9 protein-coding genes and 1 pseudogene are annotated in these 8497 nt (G+C 72.8%); 2 read left to right on the top strand and 8 right to left on the bottom strand.

The window, feature by feature from the left end:
- Positions 1 to 251: 251 nt before the first annotated feature.
- The 4 genes and pseudogenes from pqqE to pqqA form a co-directional block, all read right to left on the bottom strand.
- Entirely contained in the window at positions 252 to 1388 is a 1137-nt protein-coding gene (pqqE, locus tag D3273_RS23355; protein WP_129229307.1) for a pyrroloquinoline quinone biosynthesis protein PqqE, read from the bottom strand.
- Positions 1385 to 2439 (bottom strand): annotated as a pseudogene (pqqC, locus tag D3273_RS23345) (pyrroloquinoline-quinone synthase PqqC). Before pqqC ends, pqqE begins: the two are co-directional and overlap by 4 nt.
- A gap of 159 nt (positions 2440 to 2598) precedes the next feature.
- Complete coding sequence (pqqB, locus tag D3273_RS23340; protein WP_129229304.1) at positions 2599 to 3495, bottom strand: pyrroloquinoline quinone biosynthesis protein PqqB; 897 nt, start codon at positions 3493 to 3495, stop codon at positions 2599 to 2601.
- 30 nt (positions 3496 to 3525) lie between these two features.
- A complete protein-coding gene (gene pqqA / locus D3273_RS30040; RefSeq protein WP_129229308.1) occupies positions 3526 to 3609 on the bottom strand; it encodes a pyrroloquinoline quinone precursor peptide PqqA in 84 nt (27 codons plus the stop codon).
- A 242-nt stretch (positions 3610 to 3851) separates the two neighbouring features.
- Between pqqA and D3273_RS23330 the strand changes: the two genes are divergently transcribed.
- Positions 3852 to 4487, top strand: coding sequence for a class I SAM-dependent methyltransferase (locus D3273_RS23330; protein WP_129229303.1), 636 nt, complete (start codon positions 3852 to 3854; stop codon positions 4485 to 4487).
- 90 nt (positions 4488 to 4577) lie between these two features.
- On the opposite strand, the gene D3273_RS23325 is transcribed toward D3273_RS23330, so the two are convergent.
- The 3 genes from D3273_RS23325 to D3273_RS23315 all read right to left on the bottom strand — a co-directional run bounded on the left by D3273_RS23325 (position 4578) and on the right by D3273_RS23315 (position 7124).
- A complete protein-coding gene (locus D3273_RS23325) occupies positions 4578 to 4916 on the bottom strand; it encodes a c-type cytochrome (protein WP_129229302.1) in 339 nt (112 codons plus the stop codon).
- Between the two features lie 217 nt (positions 4917 to 5133).
- Entirely contained in the window at positions 5134 to 6384 is a 1251-nt protein-coding gene (locus D3273_RS23320) for a PQQ-dependent sugar dehydrogenase (protein WP_129229301.1), read from the bottom strand.
- A 152-nt stretch (positions 6385 to 6536) separates the two neighbouring features.
- Entirely contained in the window at positions 6537 to 7124 is a 588-nt protein-coding gene (locus tag D3273_RS23315) for a hypothetical protein (protein WP_129229300.1), read from the bottom strand.
- Between the two features lie 201 nt (positions 7125 to 7325).
- Here D3273_RS23315 and D3273_RS23310 point away from each other — a divergent pair, with 201 nt between their 5' ends.
- Complete coding sequence (locus tag D3273_RS23310) at positions 7326 to 7763, top strand: ABA4-like family protein (protein WP_129229299.1); 438 nt, start codon at positions 7326 to 7328, stop codon at positions 7761 to 7763.
- Positions 7764 to 7784: 21 nt separating this feature from the next.
- On the opposite strand, the gene D3273_RS23305 is transcribed toward D3273_RS23310, so the two are convergent.
- A complete protein-coding gene (locus tag D3273_RS23305; RefSeq protein WP_129229298.1) occupies positions 7785 to 8414 on the bottom strand; it encodes a TetR/AcrR family transcriptional regulator in 630 nt (209 codons plus the stop codon).
- Positions 8415 to 8497 lie beyond the last annotated feature (83 nt).

Below are 8497 nucleotides of genomic sequence, written 5' to 3'. Positions count from 1 at the left end.
GCATTTCCAGGTGGGGAACGGGGCGGCGCCGGAGACGGGCCGCAGGCCGGCCGCGCGGGTCGCCCCGCCGCGCCCGGCGCCGGCGGCCTGCCCGGTGGCGGCGCTGCGCGTCGCCGGCCGCGGCGGCGCGGCGCCCCAGCCCGCCGCCGAGGCGGACAGCTGGGAAGAGTTCTGAGCGACCCCCGCCGAAGCCGCGAGGACCCCGCGTCAGGGCGATCGGGCCGGTCGCTCCCCGGCCGGCCCCGCCGCCTTCACGACCGATCGATCGACGCGTCGGCGGGCGACCGGCCCCGGTAAGCGTAGGCGGCGGCGGGCCCCTCCGTTTCGGCCAGAACGATCGTGTCGACCCTGTCGTGGAAGGGCGACAGGTGGCAGACGGGGTCGGCGTTGCGGGCGTCGCCGGTGAGGGCCAGCGCCTGGCAGCGGCAGCCCCCGAAGTCCACGCCCTTGCGCGGGCAGGAGCGGCAGGGCTCGACCATCCAGTCCGTGCCGCGATACGCCCGGAACGCGGGCGAATCCGCCCAGATGTCGCCGAGCGCCCGGTCCCGCACGGTCCAGAACTCCAGGCCGGGGATCGACTCGGCGGCGTGGCAGGGCAGCACGCGGCCGGTCGGCGTCACGTTGATCAGCCGCCGCCCCCAGCCGCCCATGCAGGCCTTCGGGTATCGCGCGTGGTAGTCCGGGATGACGTGGTCGACCACGATGGTGCCGGCATGCGCGGCCTTCAGCCGCTCGATCTCGCCGATCGCCGCCACGGCCTCGGCGCGGGTCGGCATCAGGGCGGCGCGGTTGCGGCGGGCCCAGCCGTAATATTGCGCGTGGGCGATCTCGACGCGCCGCGCCCCCCAGGCGATGGCGCGCTCCAGCACGGCGCCGGCGCGGGACACGTTGGCGCGGTGGATCACGGCATTGACCGTCAGCGGCAGGCCGGCGCGCACCACCTCGGCCGCCACCTCCCGCTTGCGGGCGGACGCGCCGCGGTAACCGGCGATGCGGTCGGCGCTGTCCTCGTCAGCGTCCTGGATCGAAAGCTGGACGTGGTCGAGCCCCGCCTCCGACAGGGCCGCCACAAGCTTCGGCGTCAGCCCGATCCCCGAGGTGATGAGGTTGGTGTAGAGCCCGACGGCGGCGCAATGCGCCACCATGTCGACGAGGTCGCGCCGCGCCGCCGGCTCGCCGCCCGACAGGTGCACCTGCATCACGCCGAGCGCCGCCGCCTGGCTGAACACGCGGCGCCAATCGTCGGTGCCGAGCTCGCCCTCGCGGCCGTCGAGCTCCAGCGGGTTCGAGCAATAGGGGCAGCCGAGCGGGCAGCGGTGCGTCAGCTCGGCCAGAAGCCCGATCGGGGCGGGGAGCGAGGGCGGGGGGACGGGGGCGGGTGCGCTCATCGCATGTCCACCAGGCGCTTGGCGACGAGGCCGCCCAGCATGGCATCGACGTCGGCGGCGATGCGCTCGCGCGGCGCCGCGAAGGCTGCGGCGAGGTCGTCCACGATGGCGTCGAGCGAGGCTTCGCCGGTGCAGCGCTTCAGGACCTCGACCGACACGGCGTCGAGCTTCAACAGGCGCTCGGGCGCCAGCAGCACCCAGCCGCCGCGCAACTCGTCGTGCTTCAGCCGAACGCCGCGGGGCAGGGTGGGGCGGCCGGCGGGGTCCAGCGCGGGGGTGGGACGGGGCGTGTCGGCAGTCATGCGGCTTCCTCGCGGGCGATGGCCTCGCCGGGGCGCCACGCGCCGGGCGGCACCGCGCCTTCCACGTAGGCGCCCCACAGCGCGTCGAGCTGCACCCACAGCACGTCGCATTTGAAACGCAGCGCCGCCAGCACGGCGTCCTGCTCGGGCCGGGTGAGGGCGTGGCGGCGGACGTGGTCGAGCGCGAAGTCGCTGTCGCGCTTGGCCTGGACGGGCCGCGCCGTGAAGTAGCTCAGCGTGTCGCGGCTGACGAAGGGATAATGGGCCAGCATGCCCGACACCCGCTCTCCGATGATCTGGGGCGAGAACAGCTCCGTCAGCGACGACGCGATGGCTTCGAGCAGCGGCCGCTTGGCGCAGAAGTTGACGTAGGCCTCGACGGCGAAGCGCGTGGCGGGGAGGATGCCGCGCGTCGAGGCGACGTCCTCGTCGGCGAAGCCCAGGCTCGCCGTGAGCTTCAACCAGCGCGCGATGCCGCCGTCGCCGGCTTCCCGCCCGTCGTGGTCGAGGATGCGCTCCCGCCATTCGCGCCGCATGGCGGGGTCTTCCATGCGGCTCAGCACGGTCGCGTCCTTGATGGGGATCATCGACTGGTAATAATAGCGGTTCAGCGCCCAGGCCCGAACCTCGTCGATGCCGCAGAGCCCGTCGTGCAGGCGGCGGTGGAACGGGTGGAGGTTGTGGTAGCGCTCGGCGCCGATGCGGCGCAGGGCGGCCTCGAGCGCGTCGGGTGTCATGGGTCCGGTCATCTGAAGCTCCGATCCGCGCCGCCGCTCATGCCCGTGCAGGCGGCGATCCGGCGCGACACGCCGGACGAAGGCCGACCCGCGACGGGGCGGCCCGGTAGGCCGAAAGAGGACGGCCGGCCTCTGCCGGACGCGCCGGCCAGCGGTCGTCGGCCGCTGGCCTCACAGCGCGAATTCCATGCCGTCATGGGCGACGCGCCAGCCGGCGGCCTCGACGGCGCCGCGCTCCGCCGAGCCCTCGACCAGCGCCGGGTTCGTGTTGTTGATGTGGAGGTAGACCTTGGCGCCCACCTCGGCGCCGGCCAGCGCGGCGAGCGAGCCGCCCGGGCCGCCCATCGCCACATGCCCCATGCGGGCGGCGGTCTTCTCCGACAGGCCGAGCCGGGGCATCTCGTCGTCCGTGTAGGTGGTGCCGTCGAAGAGCAGCAGGTCGGCGCCGCGGATGCGGTCGAGCAGGGCCGGCGTCACGGCGGCGCAGCCGGGGACGTGGACGGCGCGGCGGTCGCCGGCCCGGATGTCGAGCCCCACCGTCATGTCGGTCTCGGTGCCCAGCGCGACCTCGCCGGATTCCAGGAACAGCGGCACCTTGCCGGGCACCGCGAAGGGCGTCACCGACAGGCCTTCGACGGCGCTCGGCCGGCCGAGCTCCATCGCGTGGCGGGTGACGAGGCCGCGGTCGAGCACGGCGAAGACGGGGTCGGCATCCAGCATGGCGTGGAGCGAGGGCGACGCGTGGAGCGCGAAGCTTTGGCGCTCGCGCAGGGTGAGCAGGCCCGCCACGTGATCCACGTCGCCGTTGGTCAGCACCACGGCGCGGATCGGCGAATGGCGCGACCCGTCGCGCGGGTGCAGCGCCGGCGTGGCGAGGATCTGCTGGCGCAGGTCCGGCGACGCGTTGACGAGGATCCAGCTCCGCCCGTCGGCGCTGACGGCCAGGGAAGATTGCGTGCGCGCGCTGACCCGGGGGTCGCCCGCCCAGGCGAGGCGGCAGGTCGGGCAACGGCAGTTCCATTGCGGGAAGCCGCCGCCCGCGGCCGAGCCGATGACGATGATGCGCACGGCCCGGCCGTCTTCAACCGCGTGTCGCGATCAGAACTCGACCTCGGCCGACTCGTAGCTCGTCACTTCCATGCCGAGGCAGACTTCTTCGATCACGGGGGTGGTCCAGGTCATGATAGACTCCGTTCGTTGTTCGCCGCCGACCTCACGTCGACGGCATCGACCGTAACATTCACGCCCCGCAGCGGCAATCCGCGGCAAGGACGCGTCGTCGTCCGGCTACGACGAATTGTCCCGCGAACGATATGCCGTTCGCGGAAGTTCTCCCGGCACGTCGGTCGGCGCCGACCTGCTCGGTTTCGGGTCGCGAGCCGTTCCACGACTTCGCCACGACGCCGCATTTCCAGGGGACCGGCATGGACGACTTTCCCGAACTGCCCGCGCAGGCCTTCGCCAAGCGCGATCCGACACCCGATCCTATGTTCTACGCGCGACCGCGGTTCGTCACCCACATCGACGACCGCGCCATCGCGGCCGTGACGGCGCTGTACCGCGCCACCTTCCGCCCGGGCGACCGGCTGCTCGACCTGATGTCGAGCTGGGTCAGCCACCTGCCGGAAGAGATACGCTACGGCGAGGTGGTGGGCCATGGCCTGAACCGGGAAGAGCTCGACGCCAACCCGCGCCTCGACCGCCGCATCGTGCAGGACCTCAACCGGGACGCCGCGCTGCCGCTTAAGCCGGACAGCTTCGACGGTGCCTGCGTGTGCGCCTCGATCCAGTACCTGCAGCGGCCGGTCACGGTGGCGCGCGACGTGCTGCGGGTGCTGAAACCCGGGGCGCCCTTCGCCGTCACCTTCTCGGACCGGTGCTTCCCCACCAAGGCGGTGGCGATCTGGCAGGCGGACGGCGTGGACAATGCCGATCTCGTCACCCTCTACCTCCAGCGGGCCGGCTTCGCGGACGTCGTGGCGCGGCAGGTCCACGCCCGCGACCGCTCCGGCGACCCGCTCTGGGCCGTGGTCGGGCGCAAGCCGTCCCGGGATGCGTGACGGTCTCCGGGTTCCCTCACGGGACGCCCGGGAGCGTCCCGCGATCGGCGGCCGGGCGGTGGATCGTCGGGCGGGGATGGCCTCGGACCCTCAGTGGCCCGGGACCTTGGCGGTGATCTCGATCGACGCGTAATAGGACGCGAGATCGGCGATGTCGGCGTCCGACAGCGTCGGGGCGATGGTCGACATCATGTCGTTCTTGCGCTCGCCCGTCTTGTAGGCCGTCAGCGCGGAGGTGAGGTAGATCGTCGATTGCCCGGCGAGGTTGGCGGCTTCCGGGATCTTGGCGATGCCGTCCATGCCGTGGCAGGCCTGGCATTGCAGGGCCTTCTTGCGGCCGACGGCGGGGTCCCCGTCGTCGGCATGCGCGAGCGTCGGGGCGAGGACCGCCAGGAGCAGGAGGGCCGATCGCGTCGTCTTGCGGTTCATGCGCGGGTTTCGCCTTCTCATGTGTCGACCGGCCGGCATCCCGAGGCGCTCCGCCCCCGGCGTGCCGGGGAGCGGAGCCCCACCGAAGCGGGCGGGCCGCCGCGAACCGGCCTCGTGGGACCCGGGACCGACGATGCCACGTCGAACCCGGGTCGCGCCGCGCGCGCGGCGGCGCGGGCTCGCGCCCGCCGGCGGCCGAGGCGTCCGGCGGCCGCCGTTACGGCGCCGCCTGGTAGGTGATGCGGTAGACCGCGCCGGCGAAGTCGTCCGACACCAGCAGCGAGCCGTCCCGCATCGGCGCGACGTCGACCGGCCGGCCGAGATAGGAGCCATCCTCATCCAGCCAGCCTTCGGCGAAGGGCTCGGAGGTCGCGGTGCTGTCCGGCTTCATCGTCGTGACCATCACGCGGGCGCCGACCGGGACCGTGCGGTTCCAGGAGCCGTGCTGGGCCGAAAAGATCGCGCCCTTGTACTTGGCCGGGAACATGTCGCCGCGGTAGAAATTCATGCCCAGGTCGGCCGCGTGGGGCGCCTCCTCCGCCACCGGGAAGGTGATGTCGGCGGCGGGCGTCTGGTCCTTGTACTCGACGGTGCGGACATGGCCGCCGCCGTACCACGGGAACCCGAAGTTCATGCCCGCCTTGGGGGCGTGGTTGATCTCCCCGGGGGGCGTGTCGTCGCCCATGCCGTCCACCTGGTTGTCGGTGAACCACAGGGTCTTGTCCTTCGGGTCGAAGTCCATGCCGACCGAGTTGCGGACGCCGTGCGCGAAGACTTCGCGGTTGGCCCCGTCCCGGTCCATGCGGACGATGCCGCCGATGCCGGTCTTGAAGTAAAGGTCCTGCTTGGCGGGCGGCGGGACGTTGAAGGGCTGGCCGAGCGCGACGTAGAGCTTGTTGTCCGGCCCGATGCGGCACACGCGCGCCGAATGGTTGAAGCTTTCCTCCTCCTTCGGGATGAGGTCGCCCTCCTTGACCACGGTGGCGGCCGCGACGTCCGGCGTTTCGTAGAAGAACTCGGCGCCCGGATAGGCCATGACCCGGTTCTGCTCGGCGCTGTAAAGGATGCCGTCCTTGGAGAAGCAGATGGCGTTGGGGTTCTTCTTGGCGACGACGGGGGCGAACTCCTTCACCTCGTCCGCCATGCCGGAGCTGGTGCTGTCCTTCACCGAATAGATCTTGTCCTTGCGGGTCGACACGAAGGTGACGACGCCCTGCGGGCCGACCGCGATCATGCGGGCATCCGGCACCAGCGCGTAGAGCGAGATCTTGAAGCCGGGCGGCAGCTTGATCTTGGCGAGCGTCTTGTTGATCGCGTCCGCCTTGGGGCCGCCCTGCTGCACGGGCTTGAGGGCCGCCATCGGCGCGCCGGTCGACTTCATCGCCTGGAGCTGGTCGACGTTGTCGGCCGATGCCAGCACGGTCGACGACAGAAGGGCTGCGGCGAAGACCGCGGTCCTGGTACGCATGATGGTGTTCCTCCCGGTGGTGGGTCGGCGTTGCCGCTGCGGGAGCTCGACGCGCTCCTCTCGTTGGCGGGGAACTTATCCGCGGCTCAGCCGGCCCACAAGCGGGCTCCCGCGTCGCGGCAGCATCGCATTTTGCGTCGCCGGCCAGCACATCACGGTATGGGGTCGGGCAGGGCGCAGATGAGTTCGCCCGTGTCGGATTCGAAGTCGTCGTCGTCCGGGGCGCCGCCCTGGCGCCGCAGCCCGCCCGCGCCGTCGACGCGCCAGAACAGCAGGTCGCGCCGGCCGCTGGGCAGCAGCGCGTGGACGCCCAGGCCCTTCACGCTGTCGTCCTGCAGCGCGCAGGCGAGCAGCGACCCGCCCCGCGGCAGCACCAGCACGTCGCGCACGGCGCAGTCCGCGGCGCCGGCGGCGGGTGGGGCGAGCACGAGGGCCAGGCGATCGCCCTGCCGGCGCCGGACCGAGATCGTGGCCGCGCCGATGCGCCAGGCCGCCGGTGCGGCCTCGTCGGGCGCGAAGCCCGCCACCGCGGTGCCGCCCGCGCAGGGCAGGGCCTTCACCGCCTGGGCCTCCGCCAGCACGGCGGGGTCGACGGGCAGGGACTCGCCCGCCGCGCCCGCCGGGGCGGCGCTGCAGGCCAGGAGGGCCGCGACGGCCCCCGGCAGGATCGCCCGAACCCGCCCACGCCGTCCCGCCGTTTCTCCCCCCGAGGGGAAGCGGACGCGCGGGGGCCGACCCACGCAGGTCCGCTCAGCCGCGCGGGCGCCGCGTTCCGCTTCCGATCCCATGTCGCTTCCCCTTCGCCCGCCTGTGCCGGCGGCCGGATCGATGCTAGCGGGAGTGCTCCTGCAACGCGACGACGATGGAGACGGCTTTCCGTCGCGCCGCAGGGGCGCCGGCGCCCGATCGCCGGTCCCACACGACCCGAGGAGGAGCATGCGATGACGGACGAGGGGCTTTTCGGCCTCGCCAACGCGGTGCCGCTGCTCGGGTGGCTGGCGCTGTGCCTGGCGCCGCTCGCCCGCGCGCGGCTGGTCGCGGCGGCGCGGGTCGTCGCGGTCGTGCTCGCGGTCGGCTACGCCGCCCTGGTCGCGGCGGCGCTGGCCAAGGGCGGCGGCACCCTGCCGGACCTGTCGACCCTGCCGGGGCTGGCGCGCGCCTTCTCGGACCCGCACGTCATGCTGGTCGGCTGGGTGCACTACCTCGCCTTCGACCTGTGGACGGGCGCCTGGGAAGCCGAGGAGGCCGGGCGGCGCGGCATGCCGCACTGGGCTCTGCTGCCGTGCCTCGCGCTCACCTTCCTGGCGGGGCCGATCGGGCTCGTGCTGTTCCTGGCGCTGCGGGCGGGGTGGAAGGCCGGTCCCGCTCCGCGGCGGTGAGCGCTCCGGCCGACGGTGCCGTCAGCGTCCCGCGAAGGCCCCGATCATGGCTTCAGCGGTCCGCATGAACTTCGTGTGGGGGTCGTCCATGCCGCCGCTTTGGCGGCTCACGCGCGCGCCTTCCAGCAGCAGGCTCAGCGCGTCCGCCAGCAACTCGGCCTGCGCGGCGCCGGCCGCGGCGCAGAGCGCGGTGAGCCGCACCCGGTAGGCGGCCTTGCGCTCCTCGATGTAGCGCCGGGCCGGGTGGTCGGCTTCGGTGATCTCGACGGCCGCGTTGGCCAGGGTGCAGCCGCGGCAGTCGGTGAGCACGTACTCGGCCTTCTCGCGCACCCAGGCGACGAGATGCGCCCGCGGGTCGGCATGGTGCCGCTCTTCCAGCGCCGCCCACAGCGCCTCGCCCTCGGCGAAGACCGAGCGCAGGCATTCGACGATCAGCTCGTCCTTCGAGCCGAAGTGCCGGTACAGCGTCATCTTGTTGGTGCCGGCCGCTTCCGCGATGGCTTCCACGCCGACGCCGCGGAAACCCTGCGCGTGGAACATGTCCCGCGCGGCGGCGACGATGCGGTCGCGGGGCTTCGACCTCGCCCCCCCGGCGCAAGCCTCACCCCCCGTCGCCGACCTGTCGAGAACCGCCGCCGAATCTTCGCTCATGGGCCTTGACGCTGTTGTTACCGGTCGGTAACGTCCAATCCTGTTACCGATCGGTAACAGAACCGCCATCCCGGGTCAACGGC

The organism is Lichenibacterium minor (assembly GCF_004137685.1).
Taxonomy (GTDB): domain Bacteria; phylum Pseudomonadota; class Alphaproteobacteria; order Rhizobiales; family Beijerinckiaceae; genus Lichenihabitans; species Lichenihabitans minor.
This window is presented reverse-complemented; position numbering and strand designations above follow the sequence as displayed.